The sequence below is a fragment of the Pseudomonas sp. HAR-UPW-AIA-41 genome (assembly GCF_002304225.1).
GTDB lineage: Bacteria > Pseudomonadota > Gammaproteobacteria > Pseudomonadales > Pseudomonadaceae > Aquipseudomonas.
This window is the reverse complement of record NZ_NSLB01000001.1, coordinates 600,739-623,889: the sequence shown is the minus strand read 5'-3', so window position 1 is coordinate 623,889 and position 23,151 is coordinate 600,739. Positions and strand designations below refer to the sequence as shown.

21 protein-coding genes are annotated in these 23,151 nt (G+C 62.0%); 6 read left to right on the top strand and 15 right to left on the bottom strand.

The window, feature by feature from the left end; genetic code table 11:
* Positions 1 to 51: 51 nt before the first annotated feature.
* Genes kdpB through kdpF form a run of 3 tightly spaced genes read right to left on the bottom strand, consistent with a single transcriptional unit; the run spans position 52 to position 3,911 of the window.
* Complete coding sequence (kdpB, locus tag CK486_RS02855; protein ID WP_095938758.1) at positions 52 to 2,112, bottom strand: potassium-transporting ATPase subunit KdpB; 2,061 nt, start codon at positions 2,110 to 2,112, stop codon at positions 52 to 54.
* A 12-nt stretch (positions 2,113 to 2,124) separates the two neighbouring features.
* Positions 2,125 to 3,813 carry a potassium-transporting ATPase subunit KdpA gene (kdpA, locus tag CK486_RS02850; RefSeq protein WP_095938757.1) on the bottom strand — a complete coding sequence of 563 codons (1,689 nt, stop codon included), beginning with the start codon at positions 3,811 to 3,813 and terminating at the stop codon, positions 2,125 to 2,127.
* 8 nt (positions 3,814 to 3,821) lie between these two features.
* Entirely contained in the window at positions 3,822 to 3,911 is a 90-nt protein-coding gene (gene kdpF, locus CK486_RS17875) for a K(+)-transporting ATPase subunit F (RefSeq protein WP_141248869.1), read from the bottom strand.
* 268 nt (positions 3,912 to 4,179) lie between these two features.
* Between kdpF and CK486_RS02840 the strand changes: the two genes are divergently transcribed.
* The 3 genes from CK486_RS02840 (at position 4,180) to xopAW (ending at position 6,808) form a co-directional block, all read left to right on the top strand.
* Complete coding sequence (locus CK486_RS02840) at positions 4,180 to 4,935, top strand: response regulator (RefSeq protein WP_095938755.1); 756 nt, start codon at positions 4,180 to 4,182, stop codon at positions 4,933 to 4,935.
* Entirely contained in the window at positions 4,932 to 5,993 is a 1,062-nt protein-coding gene (locus tag CK486_RS02835) for an ATP-binding protein (RefSeq protein ID WP_095938754.1), read from the top strand. Before CK486_RS02840 ends, CK486_RS02835 begins: the two co-directional genes overlap by 4 nt.
* Before the next feature lie 131 nt (positions 5,994 to 6,124).
* Positions 6,125 to 6,808 (top strand): EF-hand domain-containing protein, encoded by a 684-nt coding sequence (gene xopAW, locus CK486_RS02830; protein WP_095938753.1) that lies wholly within the window; start codon positions 6,125 to 6,127, stop codon positions 6,806 to 6,808.
* 51 nt (positions 6,809 to 6,859) lie between these two features.
* Here xopAW and CK486_RS02825 read toward each other — a convergent pair whose 3' ends face one another.
* From CK486_RS02825 to CK486_RS02780, 10 genes are all read right to left on the bottom strand, one after another.
* Positions 6,860 to 7,924, bottom strand: coding sequence for an AI-2E family transporter (locus CK486_RS02825; RefSeq protein WP_095938752.1), 1,065 nt, complete (start codon positions 7,922 to 7,924; stop codon positions 6,860 to 6,862).
* Positions 7,925 to 8,002: 78 nt separating this feature from the next.
* Complete coding sequence (locus CK486_RS02820; RefSeq protein WP_095938751.1) at positions 8,003 to 8,788, bottom strand: DUF4892 domain-containing protein; 786 nt, start codon at positions 8,786 to 8,788, stop codon at positions 8,003 to 8,005.
* Positions 8,789 to 8,799: 11 nt separating this feature from the next.
* Positions 8,800 to 9,462 (bottom strand): glutathione S-transferase family protein, encoded by a 663-nt coding sequence (locus CK486_RS02815; protein WP_095938750.1) that lies wholly within the window; start codon positions 9,460 to 9,462, stop codon positions 8,800 to 8,802.
* A gap of 67 nt (positions 9,463 to 9,529) precedes the next feature.
* The gene (locus tag CK486_RS02810; RefSeq protein ID WP_095938749.1) at positions 9,530 to 10,393 is read right to left on the bottom strand and encodes an alpha/beta fold hydrolase; all 864 of its coding nucleotides are present in this window, start codon (positions 10,391 to 10,393) and stop codon (positions 9,530 to 9,532) included.
* Complete coding sequence (locus tag CK486_RS02805) at positions 10,390 to 11,193, bottom strand: alpha/beta fold hydrolase (RefSeq protein ID WP_095938748.1); 804 nt, start codon at positions 11,191 to 11,193, stop codon at positions 10,390 to 10,392. Before CK486_RS02805 ends, CK486_RS02810 begins: the two co-directional genes overlap by 4 nt.
* 103 nt (positions 11,194 to 11,296) lie before the next feature.
* Complete coding sequence (locus CK486_RS02800) at positions 11,297 to 11,737, bottom strand: hotdog fold thioesterase (protein WP_095938747.1); 441 nt, start codon at positions 11,735 to 11,737, stop codon at positions 11,297 to 11,299.
* The gene (locus tag CK486_RS02795) at positions 11,734 to 13,413 is read right to left on the bottom strand and encodes an AMP-binding protein (protein WP_095938746.1); all 1,680 of its coding nucleotides are present in this window, start codon (positions 13,411 to 13,413) and stop codon (positions 11,734 to 11,736) included. The genes CK486_RS02800 and CK486_RS02795 overlap by 4 nt, the downstream gene beginning before the upstream one ends.
* Before the next feature lie 290 nt (positions 13,414 to 13,703).
* The gene (gene sixA, locus CK486_RS02790; protein ID WP_095938745.1) at positions 13,704 to 14,147 is read right to left on the bottom strand and encodes a phosphohistidine phosphatase SixA; all 444 of its coding nucleotides are present in this window, start codon (positions 14,145 to 14,147) and stop codon (positions 13,704 to 13,706) included.
* Positions 14,144 to 14,491 (bottom strand): DUF4389 domain-containing protein, encoded by a 348-nt coding sequence (locus CK486_RS02785; protein WP_095938744.1) that lies wholly within the window; start codon positions 14,489 to 14,491, stop codon positions 14,144 to 14,146. Before CK486_RS02785 ends, sixA begins: the two co-directional genes overlap by 4 nt.
* Before the next feature lie 43 nt (positions 14,492 to 14,534).
* Positions 14,535 to 15,572 carry an NAD(P)H-dependent glycerol-3-phosphate dehydrogenase gene (locus tag CK486_RS02780; RefSeq protein ID WP_095938743.1) on the bottom strand — a complete coding sequence of 346 codons (1,038 nt, stop codon included), beginning with the start codon at positions 15,570 to 15,572 and terminating at the stop codon, positions 14,535 to 14,537.
* 222 nt (positions 15,573 to 15,794) lie between these two features.
* On the opposite strand from CK486_RS02780, the gene CK486_RS02775 reads away from it, so the two are divergent.
* The 3 genes from CK486_RS02775 to fabB all read left to right on the top strand — a co-directional run bounded on the left by CK486_RS02775 (position 15,795) and on the right by fabB (position 19,605).
* Positions 15,795 to 17,684, top strand: a complete 1,890-nt coding sequence (locus CK486_RS02775) for a response regulator (protein WP_256574345.1) — start codon at positions 15,795 to 15,797, stop codon at positions 17,682 to 17,684.
* A 172-nt stretch (positions 17,685 to 17,856) separates the two neighbouring features.
* Positions 17,857 to 18,372 carry a 3-hydroxyacyl-[acyl-carrier-protein] dehydratase FabA gene (gene fabA, locus CK486_RS02770; protein WP_095938741.1) on the top strand — a complete coding sequence of 172 codons (516 nt, stop codon included), beginning with the start codon at positions 17,857 to 17,859 and terminating at the stop codon, positions 18,370 to 18,372.
* Positions 18,373 to 18,387: 15 nt separating this feature from the next.
* Complete coding sequence (gene fabB, locus CK486_RS02765; protein WP_095938740.1) at positions 18,388 to 19,605, top strand: beta-ketoacyl-ACP synthase I; 1,218 nt, start codon at positions 18,388 to 18,390, stop codon at positions 19,603 to 19,605.
* Positions 19,606 to 19,665: 60 nt separating this feature from the next.
* Here the strand turns inward: fabB and CK486_RS02760 are convergent, their stop codons facing one another.
* On the bottom strand, positions 19,666 to 21,033 hold the full coding sequence (locus tag CK486_RS02760; RefSeq protein ID WP_095938739.1) for a DUF1329 domain-containing protein: 1,368 nt from the start codon (positions 21,031 to 21,033) through the stop codon (positions 19,666 to 19,668).
* 51 nt (positions 21,034 to 21,084) lie between these two features.
* Complete coding sequence (locus CK486_RS02755; protein WP_095938738.1) at positions 21,085 to 23,019, bottom strand: DUF1302 domain-containing protein; 1,935 nt, start codon at positions 23,017 to 23,019, stop codon at positions 21,085 to 21,087.
* Between the last annotated feature and the right edge of the window lie 132 nt (positions 23,020 to 23,151).

Sequence of the window (23,151 nt, the reverse complement as noted above, 5' to 3'; positions counted from 1 at the left end):
ATAGTTCTCCGAATTCGTTGAAGCCCCTCCCCCAAGGAGAGGGGGTCAGACTCACACCAGCCCCAGGGCTACCAGCAGCAGATCGATCAGCTTGATCCCGATGAAGGGCGCGATGATGCCGCCCAGACCGTAGATCAGCAGGTTGCGCCGCAACAGGCTGGCCGCATCCAGTGCCTTGACGCGCACCCCGCGAAGGGCCAGGGGGATCAGCGCAATGATGATCAGCGCGTTGAACACGATGGCCGAGAGAATGGCGCTCTGCGGGCTGTGCAGCTGCATGATGTCGAGCGCGCCGAGCTGCGGATAAATACCGGCAAACAGCGCCGGGAGGATGGCGAAGTACTTGGCCACATCGTTGGCCACCGAGAAGGTGGTCAACGCACCGCGTGTCACCAGCAGCTCCTTGCCCACCTGTACCACGTCCAGCAGCTTGGTCGGGTCCGAATCCAGGTCAACCAAGTTCGCGGCCTCACGGGCGGCCTGGGTGCCGTCATTCATGGCCAGACCCACATCGGCCTGGGCCAGTGCCGGGGCATCATTGGCGCCGTCGCCGCACATGGCCACCAGCTTGCCTTCAGCCTGCTCGCTGCGAATTCGCTGCAGCTTCTTCTCCGGGGTGGCTTCGGCAATCAGGTCATCCACCCCGGCCTCGGCGGCGATGGCGGCGGCGGTCAGCGGGTTGTCGCCGGTGACCATCACCGTGCGGATCCCCAGCGTACGCAGCTCGGCAAAGCGTTCACGGATACCGGGCTTGACCACGTCTTTGAGGTGAATCGCGCCCAGCAAGCGCCCCTCGCCCGCGACGAGCAACGGAGTGCCTCCGCTCTGGGCGATTTTCTCCACTTCACGAGCCAGTGCCGCAGGCAGATCATCTCGCCCCAGATTTAGATAGTTGAGAACGGCATCCACAGCGCCCTTGCGGTAGCTACATCCTTGCCAGTCGGCACCGGACAGACGTGTCTCGGCACTGAAGGGAATAGCCTTGATCTCGCCCGGCGGAGGCAGTTGCAGTGCTGAACTGCTGCGCAGGTATTCGACAATCGATTTGCCTTCCGCCGTGTCATCCGCCGACGAGGCCAGCAGACTGGCTTGAGCGAGTGTGTGCGCATCCACGCCTGGGGCCATGACCATGAAACTGCAGCGGCGATTACCGAAGGTAATGGTGCCGGTCTTGTCCAGCAGCAGCGTATGCACGTCACCCGCCGCCTCTACTGCACGGCCGGATTTGGCAATCACGTTCAAGCGGACCAGGCGATCCATCCCTGCAATACCGATCGCCGACAACAGACCGCCAATGGTGGTCGGGATCAGTGTCACCAGCAGGGCTGCCAGGTACACCAGCGGCAGATCACCGCTGGCGAAACGGGCGAACGGCTGCAGGGTGGCCACCACCAGCAGGAAGATCAAGGTCAGACCGATCAGCAGGATGTCCAGCGCCACCTCGTTCGGTGTCTTCTGCCGCTTGGCGCCCTCGACCAGGGCGATCATCCGGTCCAGCGTCGACTCGCCCGGGTTGGCGGTGATCTTCACCAGCAGCCAGTCGGACACCACCCTGGTGTTACCGGTAACCGCAGAACGGTCCCCGCCAGACTCGCGAATCACCGGCGCTGACTCACCGGTAATGGCCGCCTCGTTGACCGCGGCAATACCCTCGATCACCTCGCCGTCGCCCGGAATCAGCTCGCCAGCCTCGACACGAACAATATCGCCCTTGCGCAGCTGACTGGCGGCCACTGCCTGGTACTGATTTTCAGCGACCCGGCGACGCGCCGTCAGGCCCTGACTACCAGCCTTGAGGCTGTCAGCCCGCGCCTTGCCACGGCCCTCTGCGAGAGCCTCGGCGAAGTTGGCGAAGAGCACGGTGAACCACAGCCACAGCGCAATCTGAATACCCAATCCAAGGGAAACCGCCGGATGGGGAATGAAACACAGCACAGTGGTGAGGATGGCCGTCAGCTCGACCACCAGCATCACCGGTGAACGCACCAGCTGGCGCGGGTCCAGCTTGACGAAGGCCTGCTTCAGCGCCGGCTTCCACAGCATGGCAAGGCTGGTCTGGGCCTGGTTTTTATGCATCTTGGCGCCTTGTTGCGCCTTTACAGGGGCATTCATCTTGGTTCTCCGTTAGAACGCCAGGTGCTCGGCGATCGGCCCCAGGGCCAGCGCCGGCAAGAAGGTCAGGCCGCCGACCAACAAGATGGTCAGGGTCAGTAGAGTGACAAACAGTGGGCCATGGGTCGGGAAGCTGTTCTGTCCGACCGGGGCACGCTTCTTGGCCGCCAGGCTGCCGGCGATGGCCAGAATCGGCAGGATGTAGCCGAAGCGCCCCAGCAACATGGCCAGACCAATCATCAGGTTGTGAAACGGCGTGTTGGCGCCGAAGCCGGCAAAGGCAGAGCCGTTATTGGCGGTGCCCGAGGTGTAGGCGTACAGCGCCTGGCTGAAGCCATGGGCACCGGGGTTGGTGATGGAGGCCGCGGGGCCGTCCAGACTCACCGCCAGGGCACAGAACACCAGCACGCCAACCGGCATCACCAACAGGGTGAGCACCAGCAGGCGCACCTCGCGGGCCTCCAGTTTCTTGCCCAGGTACTCTGGGGTACGGCCGATCATCAGGCCCGCCAGGAACACGGCGATCAGGACGAACAGCAGCATGCCGTAGAGCCCGGCGCCGACGCCGCCGAAAATCACCTCACTAAGCATCATGTTGAACATCGGCACTAGCCCACCAAGGGCGCTGAAGCTGTCGTGCATGGCATTGACCGAACCATTGGAGGCGGCCGTGGTGGTTACCGCCCACAATACAGACGCTGCTGTACCAAAGCGTGCTTCCTTGCCTTCCAGCGAACCGATTTGCTCAATCGGCAGCGCCGCCAGGGCCGGGTTGGGCTGAGACTCGGCCCACAGCGTCATGCCAAGGCCTGCAACGAACAGAATCAGCATGCTTGCCAGAATGGCGCGACTTTGGCGCAGATCCTTGACGTAGTGGCCGAAAGTGAACACCAGGGCGGCCGGGATGAGGATGATCGATGCCACCTCGAACAGGTTGCTCCAGGCGGTCGGGTTCTCGAACGGGTGCGCCGAGTTGACGCCGAAGAAGCCGCCACCGTTGGTGCCCAGTTGCTTGATGGCGATCTGGCTGGCGGCCGGGCCCAGCGGGATGCTCTGGTCGGCGCCCAGCAGGGTCTTGGCCTGCACGTAGTCCATGAGGGTCTGCGGCACGCCCTGCCAGACCAGGAAGATGGCCAGCAGCACGCAGAATGGCAGCAGCACGTAGAGGGTGGCGCGGGTCACATCGACCCAGAAGTTGCCGATGCCGTTGCTCGACTTGCGCGCGATACCACGGGCGAAGGCCACCAGGATGGCCAGGCCGACGGCCGGGCTGACGAAGTTCTGCACGCCCAGACCGATCATCTGGCTGAAGTAGCTCAGCGCCGCCTCGCCGCTATAGGCCTGCCAGTTGGTGTTGGTGACGAAGCTCACAGCGGTGTTGAATGCCAGTGTCCATTCCAGGCCCGGCAACTGTTGCGGATTGAGCGGCAACAGGTGCTGCAGCATGAGGATGGTGAACAGCACCACCAGGCTGACTGCACTGAAGGCCAGCAGCGCCAGGCTATAGGTCTTCCAGTCCTGATCGCGCTCGGGGTCAACCCCGGATATGCGATAGCACAGGTGTTCAACCGGCAAAAGCACCGGACTCAGCAGGTTAGGCTTGCCTTCCATGACGCTGAAGAAGAACCGCCCCAGGAAAGGCGCCGGCGCGAGCACCAGCACGAAGAAGGCCAGAATCAGCCAATAATCTTGGACTTGCATGTTGCCTCCTAGCCGCGACCGGCGCGCAGCAGCGCCACCGTCAAATAGATGAACAGCCCCGTGGCCAGCGCCAGGGACAATCCGTCGAGAATGCTCATGTGTCTGTGCTCCATATCGCGCTCGAATAGCGCCTGGAGAAATTCTCGGAGCAGAGTCCGTAAAGGTTCGATGGCGAAGGACTGGACAGCCGTAAAGAATCCGTAAAATCCGCACATTTCCCGCGTATCGAGATCGATACAAAACCGACAAGGCGCCGATACACACGGGCCACAGTCTGGCGCCACAGTGGCCGTCAGCCTGGCTGCGGGGTAGCATGCCCCACCGCCCGGCGCGGCCCCGCTCTGTACTTTCCCGGCAAGGCGTACCATGCACAGCACTCCCGCAGAGTTCACTCCGGAACTCCCCCGCCTACGCACTCGCGTACTGATCGTCGATGACGATGAGCCCATCCGCGAACTGCTCTGCGACTACCTGGCACGCTTCAACCTGGAAGGTGCCGGGGTGAGCGATGGCCGCGCCATGCGCGAACGACTGGCCGAGGAATCCTTTGATCTGCTGGTGCTCGACCTGATGCTGCCCGGCGAGGATGGCCTCAGCCTATGCCGCGAACTGCGCCGGACTTCGCGTATCCCGATTCTCATGCTTACCGCCCGCTGCGAGCCCACCGACCGCATCATCGGCCTGGAGCTGGGTGCCGACGACTACATGGCCAAACCCTTCGAGCCGCGCGAGCTGGTGGCACGCATCCAGAGCATTCTGCGCAGGGTCAATGAAGGACGAGAGGCACCCAGCCGCAGCGAAGCGGCCGAGCGAATCGGCGTGGCGCAGTGGCAACTGAACACCGTACTGCGCCAGCTGGAGTCGGCCGAAGGGCTGGTGGTGCCGCTGTCCAACTCCGAGTTCCGGCTGCTCTGGGCCTTTCTCGAACGTCCGCGCCGGGTACTCAGCCGCGAGCAACTGCTGGATGCCGCGCGCGGGCGCAGCATCGAGGTATTTGACCGCAGCATTGACCTGTTGGTCTCGCGCCTGCGCCAGAAGCTCGGTGACGACCCACGTGCACCACGGCTGATCAAGACCGTACGCGGCGAAGGCTACCTGTTCGATAGCCGCGAGGCCGGCTGATGCGCCGCACCGACAGCCTGCAGCTGCGCCTGTTCGGCATGTTCGTGCTGGCCATCGCCCTGGCCCACCTGCTGGCGTTCATCTGGTTTCACAGTTTTGCCGCACCGCCACAACCGCCCGGCCCACCACCGCCACCTGGCGCCAGCTGGCTAGCGGACCACCCTCCGCCCCCGCCTGAGGGACCACCCGCCCCACCACCCTCACGCTTCGGCGGCCCACTGGTGCCACTGGTACTGCAACTGCTGGCCTTGATCATCGCTGCCTGGCTGGGCTCGCGCCTGCTGACCCGGCCGATCCATCAACTCTCAAGCGCCGCCGAGCGCCTCAGCCAGGACCTCGACAGCCCGCCACTGAGCGAGCAGGGCCCGCGGGAAGTCCGTCAGGCCGCGCTCAGCTTCAACCGCATGCAGCAGCGTATCCGCGAGCAGGTCAGCCAACGTGCACGTATTCTGACCGCCCTCTCCCACGACCTACGCACGCCACTCTCGCGGATAAAGCTGCGTCTGGAGCAAATTGACGACGGAGCCCTGCGCAGCAAGCTGGCCGCCGACCTTAACGAAATGGCTGGCATGCTTGATGCCACTCTTTCGTACCTCAGCGAACAGAGCAGCCACGAGCCAGTGCAGCGCCTGGATCTGCTGGCGCTGGTCGAGTCGCTGGCCGAGAACGCTCGCGAACAGGGCCAGCCCGTGGAAATCTTCGGCCAGTGTGAGCCGCTGCCGACTCGGCCGCTGGCGTTACGCGCCTGCCTCAACAACCTGCTCGGTAATGCCCTGCGTTATGCAGGTCATGCCCGAATCGAACTGGTTGAAGGCCCCCATGAAGTGACGCTGCGGGTGGTCGATCACGGCCCTGGCATCCCCGCCGAGCAGCGAGAGGCGGTATTCGAGCCGTTCTTCCGCCTGGAAGGATCACGCAACCGAAACTCCGGCGGCATCGGCCTCGGCCTGAGCATCGCCCGCGAGGCGAGCCAGCGGCTGGGTGCCGAGCTACGCCTGGAAGGCACGCCCGGTGGCGGTCTGACCGCCGTGCTGCGCCTGCCCCGTCCCTCTGTATAACGCCTGATACCAAGCCCAAACACAGACGACACAGGCCCTGCCGACGCTGGCAGAACCGGAGAACCCACTCCGGAAAGCGGTCTGCGCGATGCAGGCCGCACCACCTGCCAACCGTTAAAGGAGTGACTGCCATGATCAGTGGAGTCAGTGGCTATTCGTCCTACAACTACAGTTCCAGCCTGAGCAGCCGGCCGAAACCGCCGGACCCTGCGCAGATGCAGGAAAAGCTGTTCAAGACCCTCGACAGCAACACCGACGGCAGTGTCAGCAAGGACGAGCTGAACACCGCATTGACCGCCGCCAAGAAAAGCGACAACAGCCTGACCATCGATATCGATGAGCTGTTCAGCCAGCTGGATGCCAATGCCGACGGCAATCTCAGCAGCGACGAAACCGCCGCCCTGCTGCCACCGCCCCCACCACCGCCAGGCCAACCACCATCCAGCGAGGAGCTTTTCGGCGCGCTGGACAGTAACGGCGACGGCAGCATCGACAGTGACGAGCTGTCGGTTCTTGCCAGCCAGGCTGGTGCCGCTACGTCCTCTGATGCATTGAGTGAGCTGTTCAGCCAGCTGGACGCCGACGGCAGTGGCGGCATCGACACTGAGGAGCTGTCCGCGCTGACACCTCCGCCGCCACCACCCGAAGGCAGCCGCGGCGGATTCGCACAGGCGCAGAGTGGTGAGGCGGATGCCGGCGGGAACGCTGGCAATCTGGACAGCAACCAACTGATCGCCATGCTGCTCAAGCAGTACACCGAGCATACCGGTGACTATGCCAGCAGCGTCGGCAGCAGCCTGGACCTCTGCGCCTGAAGGAGATGGGAGCGGTCACAGCCGCTCCCATTGGTTCGTGCTATCCGCGCGTCACTCCGCAGGCGGTAGCGCGCTTTGCTCGCGCGTGGGCTGTTCAATCCAGTCGCCGATCAGGCTGTAGGCCACCGCCAGCAGCGTCGGGCCGAGGAACAGGCCCATGAAGCCGAAGGCGAGAATGCCGCCAAACACGCCGAGCAGCACCACTACCAGCGGAAGGTTGCCGCCGCGGCTGATCAGGTAGGGTTTGAGTACGTTGTCCACGCCGCTGATGATGAAAGTACCCCAGATGCCGAGGAACACCGCCAGACCGTAGTCACCGCGGTAAACCAGCCAGGCAGTGACCGGCGCCCACACCAGCGGCGGCCCCATGGGAATCAGACTGAGGGCGAAGACCAGCAGGGCCAGCACCACCGCGCCCGGCACGCCGACAATGAGAAAGCCGACCAGCGCCAGCAGGGCTTGCGCCGCGGCCGTACCGATCACGCCATTGACCACCCGCTGCACGGTGCCGGCCACCAGGTTCTGGTAATGCTCGGCGCGCACGCCGATCAGCCTTTCCAGACCGCGACGCACCTTGTCCGCCATCAGCGGGCCATCGCGGTAGAAAAAGAACACCAGAACCAGGCTCAGGGTCAGTTCCAGCATGCCGCCACCGAGCTGGGCACTGCGCGCCAGCAGCCAGTTGCCGATCTGCCCCAGGTACGGACGCGCATTGGCCAGCATGGCTGCACCCTGCACATCCACGGTATTCCACAGACTGGCCAAACGCGGACCAATCAGCGGCAGGTCGTCCAGCCACTCTGGCGCATCGGGCAAGCCGTCTACCTGAAACCCCTGCAGCAGGGCCACCAGCTTTTGCACATGGTCAGCCAGGTTAAAGCCCAGCCACACCAGCGGGCCGGCCACCAAAAGCATCCAGCCGGCCGTCAACAACGCCGCCGCCAGGTTGATCCGCCCGTTCAGCGCGCTGGTCAGCAAACGCATCAGCGGCCAGCTGGCAAAGGCCAGTACCGCCGCCCAGAACAGCGCTGACCAGAATGGCGCCAGTACCAGTAGGCAGGCGGCCAGCAGGGCCAGAAGCAGGATCTGCATCAGCAGACGATCGGTATTGAACATGTGCAGACAATCTCTACAAACCGGGAAAGGAACGCCCCGTTAGGGTAACAGGCTCATGCCGGTGAAAGGGTGCGCTACTTACTGTCGCTGCAAACGCAGACCCGCACCGGCCTCGGTCGCGGCCGCAACACTCAGACGCTGAGCCCGGATGCCTGCGCCCACCAGAGCGGCCTGCCAGGCTTCGCCCTGCTCGCCCTGCAGGGCCACACGCAGGGTGCTGTCCAGACGCAGGGTACGCACCAGCAAGGCCAGCCAGGGCTCGACCGGTGCCATGGCCGACGCCGGCAATTGCAGCTCGCCATCCTCGCGCAACTGACGCAGCCAGGTGGCGGCTGTCGGCAGCAACTCGGCCAGAGAGCTTTCACTGTGCAACTGTTCGACATGCAGGTACGAGCGACGATTGGCGCGGTTCACCGCATACACGGCAAGGACGGTCTCGGGCTGTGCCTTCACACGCCAAAGGCCGAACAGCTGCTGATCGTCCGGCGCCGACAGGTCGGCGCGGTCAAATACCGCGTTGGCCCACAGGGTGCTGGCGCCGCAGTCGCGCCCCTCGCACCAGAACAACAGATCAGCGTCTGTCTGCAGTGTCTTGCGCACCTGGGCAAAGGCCGGCTGGGCAAGATGCCCGCTGGCCAACTGGTACGTCTGCCGGGCCAACTGCCCGTCAACCTCCAGGCGCAGCTCGGCGCGGGCCTGATTGCTGATGCGGCGCAGAGCCGACATCGGATAGAAGCGTTCGGCCTCGGCCATATCATCCTGTGCGATCAGGCGGGCATGGGCCGGCGCCGGCACCGGGAAGATGCCCTGCTCGGCGCGCAGCAAAGGGGACAACAGCAGCAGGATCAGCAACAAATACGGCATCAAGGACTCACTTAGCGCGCCAGCATGGATTGTGCGGATTTGATCACCGCTGCCGCATCCGGCTCGCGCTGCGGCACTTGCAGCCCGCGCTGAACCGCCGGCCGTGCCGCCAGCGACGCCATCCAGCGCTGCAGATGGGGAAGGCCTTCCACGGACACCCCCGACCAGTCGTGAATACGCACCCAGGGGTAGGTGGCGATATCGGCAATGCTGTAGTCGCCGGCCAGGTATTCGACCTCGCCCAAACGAGTGTCGAGCACCTCGTACAGACGGCGGGTTTCATTCTGGTAGCGGTCGATGGCGCCCTGCAGTTTTTCCGGGAAATAGCGGAAGAACACGTTGGCCTGGCCCTGCATCGGCCCGACCCCGCCCATCTGGAACATCAACCACTGGATCACCGTGGAGCGGCCCTTGACATCGGCCGGCATCAGCCGGCCGGTCTTCTCCGCCAGGTAGAGCAGGATGGCGCCGGATTCGAACACGGCAAAATCTTCATTCTCGGTATCAACGATCGCCGGAATGCGCCCGTTGGGGTTGATCTTCAGGTACTCGGGAGCCTTCTGCTCCTTCCTGTCGAAGGACAAGGCATGCACTCGGTACGGCAGGCCAAGCTCTTCCAGAGCGATGGAAATTTTCTGGCCATTGGGGGTGGCGGCGGTGTAGAGCTCGATCATCAGGCAGTCTCCGGGGCTGGCGCATGCCAGCGAATACCAGAGAGGGTCGGCACTCGCCGGCGTGCCGTCAAGGCCCGGCGAAGAACGGATTGAAACAGTCTGCGACGGCCTGGGCACCCGCGACGCTGTCCAGATGCAGATGATGCCCACCGGGCAGACGATGCACGCTGAACGGCCGGCCTTCCAGCACCTCGGTAAACCGCGGCTCCACCAGCAGCATGCCCTGCTCCGCCAGCACCAGGCTCAGCGGACACTGCACGGCATCGAGGAACGCCATGGCATGGGCACGGGTCAGGCGCAGTGGCGATGGCAGGGTCAGGCGACTGTCGGTGCGCCAGGTGTAACCACCGGCAACCGGCATCAGCCCCCGCTGTGCCAGCAGGGAGGCCGCCTCATGGGATACAGAACCCACGCCCTTCATACGCGCCCGGACCGCCTGTTCGACCTCGGCATACACCGGCTTCTGCTTGCCGGAAAGAGCCAGCTGCGCGCGCAGGGCTTCACCGAGTTTCTGCGGTGCCTGGGCGGCCTCGCCGGTGTAGGGAATCAACCCGTCGATCAGCGCCAGACGGCTGATGCGCTCGGGCACGGCACCGGCCAGCAGCAGCGAGACAATGGCGCCCAGAGAATGACCGAGCAAGGCAAATTGCTGCCAGCCCAACTGATCAGCCACCTGCAGCACATCCAGCGCGTAATCCCACAGCTGATAACCGCAGCCCGGCGCACGATGCGAGGAGTGACCATGTCCGGCCTGATCCAGTGCCACAATACGCAGGCCCGGCAAGAGGGGCGCCAGATGACTGAAACTGGCGGCGTTATCCAGCCAGCCATGCAAGGCAATCACCGGCAGGCCATCGGCCGGCCCATAGAGGTGGGCGGCCAGCTCGATATGTGGCAGGTTGAAACGGACTTCCTCGATCTGCATTGTCATGGCTGCTGCTCCTCATTTTGCCATCGCTGCAGCAGGCCCTTGAGCAGCTCTGCAGTCTGTTCCGGGCGTTCCAGCGGGAACATGTGGCCGCCGGGCAAGGCATGGGACTCGCCGCGCGCCATCTTGCGTACCGAGCGGGCATGGTGCGGCAACACCACCTGGCTATGCTGACCGCGCACCACCGCCAGCGGCAGTTCGACCTGCTGCGGCCGCCCCGGACTGCGGTGCGGCACACTGCGGTAGATGCTGATTTCGGTGTTCGGATCGAACTTCAGACGCAGCCCCTGCTCGCCATCAGCCACCAGTGCATGCTGCACATAGGCGTCCAGACAAGCGGGATCAAAGCGCTTGAACAGGGTCTTGCCGGCAAAGTAGGCACGCGCCTCGGCCGCATCGGCAAACTGCTCGCGACGTCCGAGGGTACGGCCTGCCGGGGTGATGCGATCGATCAGGCCAAATCCCTTGGCCAGACGAATCACCCACTGATCGAGACGGGTGAGCACGGGCGAGTCGAGCATCACCACGCCGCGATAGAGTTCGGGGTGACGCAATGCCGCGTGGTAGTGCAACACGCCACCCAGCGAGTGTCCGACACCCCACACGGGCTGCTGCAGTTCGCGCAGGTGGGTCAGCAGTTCCTCGACCAGATTGTCCCAGTTGTCATCCACCGGAAAGCGCGGATCGTGGGCGTGCTGCTCCAGATGCAGCACGCTGTAGTCCGGACTCAACGCATCAAGCAGCTTGCCGTAGGTGGCGCTGGGAAAGCCGTTGGCGTGGGCGAAGAAAATCGGTGAGCTCATGCGACAGGCTTCATGGACTGAAAGCAGGCATTGTCCGGCAGGACCCGGGCAGCGGCAATCGGCAGCAGCCGGACGAATGGCCGGACTGCCGCCGCACGCATGGTCAGTCTGGCGCCCGCTCGCCGAGCGGCACGATGGCCATGGTCAGCCGGCTTATGCAGCTGGCCTTGCCATCTTCACCACACAGGCGCAGGTCCCATACATGGGTGGTACGCCCAAGATGCACCGGGCGTGCAACGGCGCTGACCCGGCCATCACGCAGACTGCGCAGATGGTTGGCGTTGACCTCCAGCCCGACGCAGTAATAGCGGCTGCTGTCGATGCACAGGTAACTGGCAGTGGAGCCGAGAGTCTCGGCAAGTACCACCGAGGCCCCACCATGGAGAATGCCGTAGGGCTGGTGTGTCCGCTTGTCAACTACCATGCTGGCACTCAGCCAGTCATCCCCGAAGTCGTCGAAACGGATATCCAGCAACTCGCCGATATTCCCCTTGAGCGTGGCGTTGAGCGCTGCCAAGTCGGGAGTCCGCTGCCAGATGCTCATGCGTGCTCCTCGTCGTGCCAGTGCAACGGATCACGATTTTCAGCCCACTGCTGGAATCGCTCGCCGTAGGCGCCCTCAATCACATTGCGCTTGATCTTCAGTGTCGGTGTCAGGAAACCGTTCTCCACCGCCCAAATATCCTTGACCAGAACAATGCGCTGCAGCTGCTCATGCTGGTCCAGCTCGGCATTGACCTCGCTCAGCAAACGTTTGAGGCTCGTTTCCAGTACCTCACGGGCATGGCTGCCGGCCTCGCTACGGCCAACCTCGGACAGCACGCACAGTGCCAGCGGCTGCGGCAGGCCATCGCCAACCACACAGACTTGCTCGATGCGGTCGTGCACGGCCAGCTTGTTCTCGATGGGCGCCGGTGCCACGTACTTGCCTTTGGTGGTTTTGAAGATTTCCTTGATCCGCCCAGTCAGGCGAAGGTTACCCTCGGCATCCTGCTCCCCCTTGTCGCCCGTGCGCAGGAAGCCATCGACAGTCAGCGTATCGGCGGTTTTCTCTGGCTCCTTGTAGTAGCCCTGCATTGTCGAACCACTGCGAACCAATACCTCACCCTGCTCGCTGATGCGCACCTCGACCCCCGGGCAATTCTGCCCGATCCAGCCTTCACGGTATTGACCAGGACGGCAGACATGCGAATACCCACAGTTCTCGGTCATGCCGTACACCTCCTGCAGTTCAAGACCCAGGCGGCGATACCAGTTGAGCAACTCCTTAGGCACTGGCGCAGCCCCGGACAAGGCGAACTTCACCGCATCCAGGCCCAACCCGGCTAACACCTTTCGCCCTAGCAACTTGCCCAACAGCGGCAGGCCCAGTAGAAAATCAAGACGCTTGGCCGGCATCTTGGCCAGCACCCCCATCTGAAACTTGGTCCAGATACGCGGAACGGCGAAGAATACGGTAGGCCGGGCACGTTTGAGATCGTGCAGGAAGGTATCCAGGCTTTCGGCAAAGAAAATGGTCTGACCGGCGTAAATTGAAGCCATCTCGACAAACATCCGCTCGGCCACATGGCACAGCGGCAGATAGGACAGCAGACGATCCTCCGGTCCCACACCAAACAGCTCGATGGCATGACTGGCGGCAAAGCCGAAGTTGCTGAAGTTGTGCATCACGCCCTTGGGCATGCCGGTGGTGCCGGAGGTGTAGATGATGGTGGCCAGTTGATCAGCCCCGGGCCGCGGGCTGTCCTGAATCGGCGAACCTTCCTGGAGTTCATCCCACATGGCGTTGAAGCGCCCGTGCGGATGAAGCGGCAACGCTACAGTCCGGATATGCTCGCCCACACCTGGGGCCATGGCTGGCCATTCATCAAGCTTGCCGATGAAAGCCACCTGCACCTCGGCATGCTCCAACACCTGGCGCACCGATTCGGCGGTGAGATTGGGGTACAGCGGCACCGACACATACCCGGCCATCCAGATCGCCAGGTCGGCAATGATCCAGTGCGCACAGTTCTTCGAGATGATTGCCACGCGACTGCCCTGCGGCAGCTCCAGCGCGCGCAGCCAGTTGGCCGCGCGCCGTGCCTGCTCGCCGACCTCGCCCCAGGTCAGCTCCTGCAGCTGCCCGCCGCTCATGGGCTGGACAAGGTAACGCTTGTTCGGATGTTGCGCTTCGCGCTCGTAAAACCAATCCAGCGGTAAACGGACAGCAGTAACCACGGGGCACTCTCCCTTTGTCGTTTTTATCGGGAACTACCAAGCACTTGCTTGGTTTGACTATTCCACGGACAGAGAGTGACTGGCAAGTGCCCAGGCCAGCACAAATCGGCCAATCAAATACCGCGCAATGGCCAGACGTCCGCCGGACTTACAGGTTAGGCATTTGATAAGAAAGAAGTTTTCCTGCACATACAGGAAAGATGGAAAGCACCGAAAGGTTGCCGGCGCTTACAAATGGCAACGCATTGATCCACTGCCGCAACAATGAACGACGTTTGAATGGTCAACGTTTAGTCGCGACCGCGCTCCATCAACCCGGCCATGGCAGCCGGCCCCTGCAGCGCCAGCAGGCCAGCGGTACGAAACGACTGCGGGTCGCCGCGATGGCCATGCAGCAGCAAGCCGGCCAGCTCACCCAGCAGCGGCTGGTGAGCTACCAGCAGCAGGACCTCGGCGCTGTCATCAAACTGATTGATCACCCACTGCGGATCGCTGTCCGGGGTCAGCCAGTCGACCGTCACCAACGGGCAATCTAGCCCCGTCACCTGCATCACCAGCTGCGCGGTTTCCTGAGCCCGCCGGTAAGGGCTGACCAGAACCCGCTGCACGCCGGCGCCACACAGTTGCTCAGCGCTCTGGCGAACCTCACGGATGCCGCGCTCGGTCAACCGACGCTGCGCATCACTGGCGGCATGGGGTTCTGCCTCACCGTGACGCAGCAGCCAGAGTTTCACAGCTTGGGCTCTTCGTCACGTACCGGGTGCGGTGCCGGCTCGATCACATGGGGAGCTTCCCCCTGCGGGGCGGCAGGCACCGGCCAGTCGGCAAACGGCCAGGGTTTTTCGTCACTGTTGAAGGTACCGAAACGGCCGATCTGGGCCAGGTACTGGCTCAGGCTGTCACCAAAGCCGAGCAGCGCAGCACTCGGCGCGCCGTAGAAAATGCGGTAACCCAGCTGCAACAGCACCACTGCGCCGAGCAGAATTTCCGCCAGTTGCCAGACCACGACATACACCAGCATCCAGACAATTCGCAGCCCCATCGATTCACGTTCGAGTTGCTTTTCCGGCTCGCTCATACACACCTCCACAGGTTAGAAACTGTCAGTCCAGAACAGGTTCTTAGAAATCGTCTGCCGTGATGAAATCCACATCCGTCTTCGGCTCACCGCTCATCAGCAGGCCAATGACCTGCTGCAAGGTACGGCCTTCGAACAGGATGGCATGAAGGCCGCTGACCAGCGGCATATAGACCTGCAGCGACTCTGCGCGTGCCTTGAGCACACGCAGGGTATTGACACCTTCGGCCACCTCACCCAAGCGCGACACCGCCTCATCCAGACTCAGCCCCTGGCCGAGAGCAAAGCCCACCTGATAGTTGCGACTCTTGGGGGACGAACAGGTGACGATCAGATCGCCAACGCCCGACAGGCCGAGAAAGGTCATTGGGTTGGCCCCGAGCTTGACGGCAAAGCGGGTCATTTCTGCCAGCGCCCGGGTAATCAGCATGCTCTTGGTGTTCTCGCCCATACCCAGCGCCGCAGCCATGCCGGCCATGATCGCGTAGACATTCTTTAGTGCCCCGCCAAGCTCAGCGCCGAAACGGTCGCGACTGGCATAGACACGAAAACGCGGGCCATGCAGAGCTTTCTGCACGCGCCGGCAGAGTTCTTCATCCTCGCTGGCCACCACGGTGGCCGTGAGCGCATGCTCGGCAATCTCACGTGCCAGGTTCGGCCCGGAAATCACCCCGATGCGCGCTTCGGGGGCAATCGACTCGATGATCTGACTCATCAGCAGGAAGCTGTCGGCCTCGATACCCTTGGTGGTACTGACCAGAAACTTGCCGGCCAGTTGCGCCGCCACTGGCTGCAGGACCTTGCGCAGGGCGCTGGAGGGAATCGCCACCAGCAGCAATTCGCAACTGTCCAGCACGCGCGCCAGGTCGGCCGTGGGCGTAACCCCGGCATGCACCTTGATGCCCTTGAGGTAGCGAGGGTTCTCGCGGGTCTGCTCAATGGCGGCCACCTGTTCCGGATCGCGCATCCATTGCAGAACAGGTAAGCCATTCTCGGCCATCAGGTTGGCCAGAGCGGTACCGAAGCTACCGCCACCCAGCACGCCAATCGGCTCTACGCCACGCGAAAATTGTTCTGTCATAAGGGTTCCATCTTCGGTCAGCATGCCTGACCAGCAGTCAATCCATGCAGGGCATTATACGTTGCCATCCCAGCACAGCCACTTCCACACACTACCTAGCCAGCTGGCAAATACAGTCAGGTCGGTTAACATGCAAAAACCTGCCCGATGGATCGGATTTGCCATGCTTCAGCCTGCCCGCTGCCTGCCGCATTGCCACGCCTGCCTGGGAGCTGTCACGCCGTGAAGCTGCTCAATCAGGGCGACATCCACGTCCGCACCCAGTTGATCAGTCTTGGCCCTGCGCTGTTGCTGACGCTAATTCTCACCGCCTTTTTCACCTACACGCGCCTGCATGACCTGCGCACTGAGATCAACCAGACCGGCCAACTGATTGCCAACCAGCTGGCACCGGCAAGCGAATATGCCCTGCAAAACAATAACCTGGAGCAGCTACGCGAGCTGTTACAGGCCACCCTGGAAACTTCCAAGGTACGTTTTCTTGAGGTGCGCGATACAGAGAACAGCCTGCTGGTTTATGTTGAACAGGCCCAGCCTGCCAGCAACGATCAACTGCAGGTTTTCCAAGCCGCCGTCATGGGCAATCAGGCCTCCACGCTCGGGCGGGTAGTGGTCGGTATTTCCAGTGACGACTTCAACAGCCGCCAACAGGAAATCCTGGCGAAAGCCGGCGCCATTGGCCTGCTTGCTCTGCTGCTGACCTTTCTCCTCGCCCGTCGGCTGGCCATGAGCCTGTCGCGGCCGATTGCCGCCATGGGTGCAGCCGTGCACTCGCTGCAGAGTGGCGACTATGGCCAGGAGCTGCCAGTGAACGATGATGGGGAGCTGGGCACCCTGGCACGCCATATCAACGCCTTGGCCAGCGCGCTGGAGACAGCCAGCCGCGAACAGAACCAAGCCATCGAACAACTGACCCTGGCGCGCGAGGAAGCCGAGCAGGCCAACCGCGCCAAGTCCGAATTCCTCGCCATGATGAGCCATGAGCTGCGCACGCCGATGAACGGCGTACTGGGCATGCTGCAGCTGCTGGAAACCACCGAGATGACCAGTGAGCAGGCCGAGTACACGGCGCTGGCTACCGAGTCCACCGAACACCTGCTCAAGGTGATCAACGACATCCTCGACTTCTCGCGCATCGAACGTGATGCGCTGGAGCTGGAGCGCATTGCCTTTGACCTGGGCGACCTGCTGCAAAGCTCGGTGCAGGTCTTCCTGCACAGTGCCCAGCAGCGCCACCTCAGCCTGAGTCTGGAGATCCAGCCCGGGCTGGAAAGCATGGAAACCCAGGGTGATCCGACACGCATCCGGCAGATTCTGGTGAATCTGATCGGCAATGCCCTGAAGTTCACCGAGCAGGGTGGTATCCGCGTCGTGGCCAACTGGCAGGCTCTGGATGCTCAGGTGCTATGGTTTACCTGCGCCGTTCACGACAGTGGCATCGGTATTCCCGCCGAACGTCTGGAACATATGTTCGACGCCTTCCAGCAGGCAGACAACTCGATTTCCCGGCGCTACGGCGGAACGGGCCTGGGACTGCCGATTGCCCGAACCCTTGCAGAACGAATGGGAGGGACTCTACGAGCAGAAAGCAGCGATGAGGGCTCTATTTTCACCCTGGAGATCCCCCTTCCCTTCGTACCACGCCACACCCGAGTCGACAGGCGTAATGCCCAACAGCAGTCCCAAGGCGCTGGCGAGCTGGTGCTTCTGGTCGAAGATAACCCGGTCAACCAAACCGTGATCGAGGCCATGCTGCGCAGCCTCGGCTATCGCGTACACCTGGCAGGTGATGGCGCCATTGCTGTGCAAGCGGTCAGCGATATGCATTTTGATCTGATCCTCATGGATTGCCGATTGCCACATATGGACGGTTACGAGGCCACCAGACGTATTCGCCAACTCCCACAGGGTCGCTTGATTCCAGTCATTGCACTGACCGCCAATGCCCTGCAAGGTGATCGGGAACTCTGCTTGCGTGCGGGTATGGACGACTATCTGGCAAAACCCTTCAAGCGTCTGGACCTGCAACACCTGCTGGAGCGCTGGCTGCGTCAGCGGGTCAACACCAATGAGGCCAATGCCTGGCAGGCACCCCCGACCTTTGGCGAGTAGGCGCAAACCGCACAGTGCGTCAGCTTGTAGGTAAAGTGTGAACACGTGTGCGCAGTAGTGTGACTTTAACCACAACGCAACAGTCTACGACTAGGCTGACGGCACACAGACCCGCTGTGCGGCCGCAGGATGATTGGCCCAGCCCTGAGACAGGGACCTTTGAGGAGCATGCATGAGCAAGAAGAACGCCTACACCCGGGAAGAACTGCTGGCCTGTGGTCGCGGCGAACTGTTCGGCCCGGGCAACGCACAACTGCCGGCACCCAACATGCTGATGATGGACCGCATTACCCATATCAGTGACACGGGCGGCAAGTACGGCAAGGGCGAGATCATCGCCGAGCTCGATATCAATCCGGACCTGTGGTTCTTTGCCTGCCACTTCGAGGGTGATCCGGTCATGCCCGGCTGCCTGGGTCTGGATGCCATGTGGCAACTGGTCGGTTTCTATCTCGGTTGGCAAGGCAACCCCGGCCGTGGCCGCGCCCTGGGTTCGGGCGAAGTGAAGTTCTTCGGCCAGGTCCTGCCGACCGCCAAGAAGCTCACCTACACCATTCACATCAAGCGCACCATCAACCGCTCGCTGATCCTCGGCATCGCCGATGGCACCGTCAGCGTCGATGGCCGCGAGATCTACAGTGCCGAAGGCCTGCGAGTCGGCCTGTTCACCTCCACCGACAGTTTCTGATTGAAGGACTCCACCATGCGTCGCGCCGTCATCACTGGCCTGGGTATTGTTTCCTGCCTAGGCACCGATAAGGACACCGTTAGCGCCAACCTGCGTGCCAGCAAGAGCGGCATCCGCTTCAACCCGGCCTATGCCGAGATGGGGTTGCGCAGTCAGGTTTCCGGCTCGGTGCAACTCAACCTGGAAGAGCTGATCGACCGCAAGGTCCTGCGCTTCATGGGCGACGCGGCTGCCTATGCCTACCTGTCGATGCAGCAGGCAATCAGTGATGCCGGCCTGACCGAAGCACAGATTTCCAACCCGCGCACCGGCCTGGTGGCTGGCTCCGGTGGTGCTTCGACACTCAACCAGATGGAAGCCATCGACACCCTGCGCGAGAAGGGCGTCAAGCGCATCGGCCCATACCGCGTGCCGCGCACCATGGGCAGCACGGTATCGGCCTGTCTGGCCACCCCCTTCCAGATCAAGGGCGTGAACTACTCGATCTCCTCGGCCTGCGCCACCAGCGCGCACTGCATTGGCCACGCCTGGGAACAGATCCAGATGGGCAAGCAGGACATCGTCTTTGCCGGCGGCGGCGAGGAAGAGCACTGGAGCCAGAGCTGCCTGTTCGATGCCATGGGTGCCCTCTCCACCCAGTACAACGAGACCCCGGAAAAGGCCTCGCGCGCCTACGACGCCAAGCGTGACGGTTTTGTCATCGCCGGCGGTGGTGGCATGGTGGTGGTCGAGGAACTGGAACACGCCCTCGCCCGTGGCGCCAAGATCTACGCCGAAATCGTCGGCTATGGTGCCACCAGCGACGGCTACGACATGGTTGCCCCGAGCGGCGAAGGCGCTGTGCGCTGCATGCAGCAGGCGCTGGCCACCGTCGACACCCCGATCGACTACCTCAACACCCATGGCACCTCCACGCCGGTCGGTGACGCCGCCGAAGGCCGGGCAGTACGCGAAGTGTTTGGTGACAAGGCGCCGCCACTCAGCTCGACCAAGAGCCTTTCCGGCCACTCGCTCGGCGCAGCCGGCGTACAGGAAGCCATCTACTGCCTGCTGATGATGGAAGGCAATTTCATCGCCGGCTCCGCCAATATCGAGGAACTGGACCCGGAAGTGGCCGATCTGCCGGTGGTGCAGCAGACTCGTGAAAACGTGCAGCTCAATACCGTGATGAGCAACAGCTTTGGTTTCGGGGGCACCAACGCCACCCTGATTCTCAAGCGCTGGACGGCCTGAACTGCCAGGCAATAAAAAACGGCGCCTGCGGGCGCCGTTTTCATTTACCAAGCGACTAACTCAGCGACCTGCCTTGCGGCGCAGGGCCGAGGGGCTGAAGTTGCTGTCATCGGGCGCGGGCTGACTGAAGTCGACCGTACTGTTCTCTTCGTTATCCAGCCACTGTACGCCATAACGACGCGCCTGCAGGTCGTGGAAGGTATCCAGGCCAGTCCAGACCGTCGGCACTTCGTAGAAGGTCTTCAGGTAGGCCATCGACACCCGCCACAGCTCGCCACGACCGTCGTACTGGTCAACCACCGCCGCACTCCAGCTGTCCTCGTCCAGATACAGACGACGCTTGGAATAGATATGTCGCGCACCGGGCTTGAGCTTGCCCTCGACCACCCACACCCGGTGCAGCTCGTAACGGGTGTACTTGGGATTGATGTGGCCTGGGGTAAGCAGGTCCTTGTACTTCACCTCGGCACTGGTCAGCTGGTAGTTGTTGTAGGGAATGAAGAGTTCCTTTTTGCCGACCAGGGTCCAGTCATAACGATCCGGGGCACCGTTGTACATGTCGGTGTCATCGGCCGTACGCAGGCCATCGGTGGCCTCGATCGGCGTGTCATAGGCCAGCGTTGGCGCACGTCGCACGCGACGCTGACCCGGGCTGTAGCCCCAGGCCTGACGCGGCTCTTTCACTTGGTCAAGCATCTCGTGAACCAGCGCGCCCTCACCCGCCAAACGCGCCGGCGCCGTGGTGAAGGTCAGGTAGTAGAAGAGCTGGTTGTTCAGCGTGGCATAGCTGCCCTGAGGGTCATAGAAACGGAACTTGGCCTCGTTCTTCGAGGTAACCAGGGCGTAGGCGCCGTTCTTCTGTACCCCGGCCTCGGAAGAGCGACGCACCAGGTAGCTACCGCGATAGCGGGTGATGTGGTTCCACACCGCCTCTACGCCACTTTGCGGAATCGGGAAAGGCGTGCCGCCGTAGGCATCGCTGATCCCGTTACCGCCATCGAGCAGCTTGGCCGTGGTGGCATTCTTGTAGGTGTTGTCATACACCCACTGTGGCGCCGCAGCACTGCGCCGGGTCGGGTAGACCGGCATGCTGAAACTGTCCGGGTAAGACTTGAGCAGGGCAATCTGGCCATCGGTAAGGTTGGCGCGATACTGCTCCAGATTGGCCTTGGTGATACTGAACAACGGCTTGTCGCCAGCATAGGGATCGACATGCCGCTTGCCTGGGCCCTGATAACCGGCCGGAGCCTTGGTCAGGCCGCCCGTCCAGGCCGGGATAGTGCCGGCAGCATTGCCGGCACGCTCACCACCCAGCGGGGTCAGCGTGGTTTTGAGCGCATCGGCCTGACTGGCAGATACGGCCGCCTGTGCGGCAACAGGAACGGTCAGCCACAAGGCAACCGCAAGCAACGAAAGAGATGGACGCATAGCGAAAACTCCAGAGCAAAACTCAGCCCGGCGCCAGACCGGGCCGGTTGATCAGAACGAATACTTGCCGGTCAGCGAGATGTTGTCGCGGTCATAGGAGCCGCTGTTGCCATCGTCGTACTGGGTGTACTGCAGGCCGACCTGGAAACTGTTCAGGTACAGCGCATCCATCCCCACGGTGAAGGCTTTGTTGTTCTCGATGAAGTTGCCGACCCGGTCTGAATTACCCTGGAAGTCATGCTGGAAGACGAAGAATGGCGACAGCTGCACGCCTGCAAATACGTCGTTCCAGCTGCCCGACAGCAGCAGGGTGTAGCCGTAGCTGTCACGATCGACCTGCCAGTCATCGCCTGCATCATTGACGTAGGCTTTATCGGCGGCACTGGTGAAGACTCTTTCCTGCCCATCCCAGGATGTGTATTTCAGGCTGCTGCCGCGAATATGCTGCGATGCCACCTCGACTACACCGTAGAGTGAGTCGAAGCTCAGCCGTGGACCGAAGTTGTAGATGGAGGACAGCGAGACATTGAACATCTCCGCGCGCTCATAGTTGTCGAAGATGCTGCCACGACAGAGTTGCTTGCCAGCTACTGGCGAGCAGGCAAGATTGGCTGGAACAGCGCTGTTAGCCACCTGACTGACACCTAGTACACCTGGGGTCAGTAGATCGGCCAAAATGTCATCGGTGGCAGCAATCGCCACCGGCGCATTGGGCCGATAAGCAACTTCGCCGGAGAAGGAAGCATCACCCACCGTGGTGTTGAAGCTGAACCCATACATGCGGATATCTTCGACATATCGACGCCTCGCCTGAGCATTGCTGGCCATGTCGATCGTGGCAATACCCGGGCCGGCAAGACCAAATCCCCCCATGACTAGCCCCATTACATCCACGCCCTGATACTGCGTCAGGTCAACCGCCACCTGGGGCTCTTTGGAGTGGTAGTTGACAAAATAAAGCCCAAACTCAGTCGAGTTGAGTCCTTCGGCCAAGTAACGGAGAGAAAGGCCGAACTGCCCATCATCGCTAGCGGAAAGATCCTTGCCGATATTGGCAACTTTGAATACGCCACCTGCAGGATCAACGTACGCGTTTGGCCCGTTGGGGCCGTTACCAACAGCCCCGGCTTGCACAGCAAGCTGATGAGCTCCAAGTATCGCCTGCAGCTGAGGATCGGTGGTTGTGGTGTAAGCAGTGTTGCCGCCGTCGGCAAAAAGATCCGTCCCCGAGAAGAAGGTACCGACCGGATCCAGACGCGTCTCCTCCCATGTCCACTGGTAGAAAGCTTCCATAGAAAGATTTTCGGTCAAGCCGAGGTTGAAACTGAATGCCTCCAACGGCATCAGCACTTCCTTAAGTTCAGAACCAGGCAAGTGGAACTTTGCTGCATCTACCGGGTTTATGGTGTTGACCCCACCGCGATAGAAAACACCCTCCCCCCAGTTGATCACCTGACGTCCGACCTTGGCTGACAACGGCATATCACCGATGTCCCAATTCCCAAAAACGTAAGCGTCAAGCAACTCGACGTTGCTACCCGCTACGTCACGTGTCTCATCAGTGAAATGATTGTCGTTTGGATAGGCCTGACTGGGTCGCCCCAGCGAGTCAGAAAGACTGTAATAGTCGTTACGCTTGTCCATGATCTGCGTGTCGTAATACGCAGTACCACGCACAAAAGCGCCATAGTTCTGGTAGTTGAGCGCCAAGTCCGATGTAACCTTATAGACCTCCGAAACCAGACCAGTCTCGAAGTTACGGTTACCATCATCGGCGTTGATGTCGCCGGTGTCGTCACGCCCCTGCACACGCCACAGCGTGCCATAGGACAAGGTGGTGTCGAGCGAACCCTCGACCTGTCCGTCCATCAAACTGAGCTCAACCGCCTGCACATGGCTGGCGATCAGCAGTGGCAACACTCCCAGCAAAGCTCCTGCCTGCAACGGTCTGCAGAACAGGGCGGGCAATCGCACCTGCTTTGTCATTTTCTACTCCTAAGCCAAGATTGGTGCGCCCTAGCAGACGCTTTTTTGTTTTTTCTCGGCTGCGGACCCTAGGGCCCGCAGGTTACGCAGAGCAGGTAGAAATTAGCACTATAGTACCTGCTGTGTAACAGA

What these genes read in the sequence shown, in the direction of transcription:
- kdpB (WP_095938758.1), bottom strand. Translation starts at nt 2,112, where the DNA reads ATGAATGCCCCTGTAAAGGCGCAACAAGGCGCCAAGATGCATAAAAAC.
- kdpA (WP_095938757.1), bottom strand. Translation starts at nt 3,813, where the DNA reads ATGCAAGTCCAAGATTATTGGCTGATTCTGGCCTTCTTCGTGCTGGTG.
- kdpF (WP_141248869.1), bottom strand. Translation starts at nt 3,911, where the DNA reads ATGAGCATTCTCGACGGATTGTCCCTGGCGCTGGCCACGGGGCTGTTC.
- CK486_RS02840 (WP_095938755.1), top strand. Translation starts at nt 4,180, where the DNA reads ATGCACAGCACTCCCGCAGAGTTCACTCCGGAACTCCCCCGCCTACGC.
- xopAW (WP_095938753.1), top strand. Translation starts at nt 6,125, where the DNA reads ATGATCAGTGGAGTCAGTGGCTATTCGTCCTACAACTACAGTTCCAGC.
- CK486_RS02825 (WP_095938752.1), bottom strand. Translation starts at nt 7,924, where the DNA reads ATGTTCAATACCGATCGTCTGCTGATGCAGATCCTGCTTCTGGCCCTG.
- CK486_RS02820 (WP_095938751.1), bottom strand. Translation starts at nt 8,788, where the DNA reads ATGCCGTATTTGTTGCTGATCCTGCTGCTGTTGTCCCCTTTGCTGCGC.
- CK486_RS02815 (WP_095938750.1), bottom strand. Translation starts at nt 9,462, where the DNA reads ATGATCGAGCTCTACACCGCCGCCACCCCCAATGGCCAGAAAATTTCC.
- CK486_RS02810 (WP_095938749.1), bottom strand. Translation starts at nt 10,393, where the DNA reads ATGACAATGCAGATCGAGGAAGTCCGTTTCAACCTGCCACATATCGAG.
- CK486_RS02805 (WP_095938748.1), bottom strand. Translation starts at nt 11,193, where the DNA reads ATGAGCTCACCGATTTTCTTCGCCCACGCCAACGGCTTTCCCAGCGCC.
- CK486_RS02800 (WP_095938747.1), bottom strand. Translation starts at nt 11,737, where the DNA reads ATGAGCATCTGGCAGCGGACTCCCGACTTGGCAGCGCTCAACGCCACG.
- CK486_RS02785 (WP_095938744.1), bottom strand. Translation starts at nt 14,491, where the DNA reads ATGAGCGAGCCGGAAAAGCAACTCGAACGTGAATCGATGGGGCTGCGA.
- CK486_RS02780 (WP_095938743.1), bottom strand. Translation starts at nt 15,572, where the DNA reads ATGACAGAACAATTTTCGCGTGGCGTAGAGCCGATTGGCGTGCTGGGT.
- fabA (WP_095938741.1), top strand. Translation starts at nt 17,857, where the DNA reads ATGAGCAAGAAGAACGCCTACACCCGGGAAGAACTGCTGGCCTGTGGT.
- fabB (WP_095938740.1), top strand. Translation starts at nt 18,388, where the DNA reads ATGCGTCGCGCCGTCATCACTGGCCTGGGTATTGTTTCCTGCCTAGGC.
- CK486_RS02760 (WP_095938739.1), bottom strand. Translation starts at nt 21,033, where the DNA reads ATGCGTCCATCTCTTTCGTTGCTTGCGGTTGCCTTGTGGCTGACCGTT.
- CK486_RS02755 (WP_095938738.1), bottom strand. Translation starts at nt 23,019, where the DNA reads ATGACAAAGCAGGTGCGATTGCCCGCCCTGTTCTGCAGACCGTTGCAG.